This window comes from Cryobacterium sp. TMT2-10, assembly GCF_004403075.1.
In the GTDB taxonomy this organism is placed as follows: domain Bacteria; phylum Actinomycetota; class Actinomycetes; order Actinomycetales; family Microbacteriaceae; genus Cryobacterium; species Cryobacterium shii.
The window spans coordinates 1-1156 of the sequence record NZ_SOGW01000070.1; the positions used below are offsets into that span (position 1 = coordinate 1).

General features: G+C 65.1%; 2 protein-coding genes. Both read right to left on the minus strand.

What is annotated here, in order from left to right; genetic code table 11:
- Window positions 1-128: 128 nt before the first annotated feature.
- Window positions 129-452: an integrase core domain-containing protein gene (locus E3T37_RS07765; RefSeq protein WP_160141115.1), complete on the minus strand. Its 324-nt coding sequence runs from the start codon at window positions 450-452 to the stop codon at window positions 129-131.
- Window positions 436-1156, minus strand: a 721-nt coding sequence (locus E3T37_RS07770) for an IS30 family transposase (RefSeq protein WP_134366234.1), incomplete at its 5' end; no start/stop codon positions are given. The genes E3T37_RS07770 and E3T37_RS07765, both read right to left, overlap by 17 nt.

Below are 1156 nucleotides of genomic sequence, written 5' to 3' on the forward strand. Positions count from 1 at the left end.
CGTCGACTGCGGTCAGGCCGCTGATCTTGGCCAACGCAACCGCGTCGGCCATCTTCACGTTCATCCGCGTCGTGCCCGCCGCCGCGGCCTCAAGCAACCTGGCCTTGACCCCGGAGGGTGGACACGGGTTAAGCGGCGAGTTGGATCTCTGCGGCTTGTGACGAGTATTGCATCTCGAAGTCCACTGGCGTGACATGCCCGATCGAGGAGTGCCGCCGGCGGCGGTTGTAGCGGTCCTCGATCCACTCCGCGACGCCTTGGATCGCGCGGGCCCGGGTGGGCCAAACCCTGCGGTAATAGAACTCGGTTTTCAGGGTAGCGAAGAAGCTCTCGGCCATCGCGTTGTCCCAGCAGATCCCGGTATATCGCATCGACCGGGTGATGCCGTTCTTGGCGGCGAAGAGAGTGATCTGTTCCGACGCGTACTGGGCGGATTCAACCGGTCGTCGCAACACCGGTGCTTGCGGTCAACAGTAGCTCGTTCATCGCTTCGGCTGGCGTCTTGAATCCGAGTGTCTTACGGGGGCGTTCGTTCAGGGTCTTGGCGACGCCGTCGAGATCGACGAGGGCGTAGCGGGTGAAGTCGGTGCCTTTGGGGAAGTACTGGCGCAGTAGCCCGTTGGTGTTCTCGTTGCTGGGCCGCTGCCAGGGCGAGTGGGGATCGGCAAAGTAGATCGGCAGCCCGGTCTGGATGCGGAGTCTGGCGTGTTGGGCCATCTCGGCGCCCTGGTCCCAGGTCAATGACTTGCGCAGGGTCGCGGGCAGACCGGTGATGGTTCGGGCGATCGCATCACAGACGGCGTCGGCGCCGTGTCCGGCCGTCGCGGGCCCGTTCTTGACCTGTGCGCCGATCATCTTGTGCTCGTCCATCGGAGACCGGTGCAACAGCATCGTGAACCTCGTGGTGCGTTCGACCAGGGTACCGATCGCGACCCCGCCCAGTCCGAGGATCAGATCCCCTTCCCAGTGTCCGGGAACGGCCCTGTCGTTGGCTTCTGCGGGTCGGGCGGCGATCATGACCTCCGCCGACAGGAAGCTCTTACCGCGCTTGGCACGTGCCCGCGGCACTCGCAACGCCCGACCAGTGCGTAAGGCGGTGGTCAGCTCGCGGCGCAGCGCTCCACGACCCTCGATGTAGAGGGCCTGGTAGATCGCC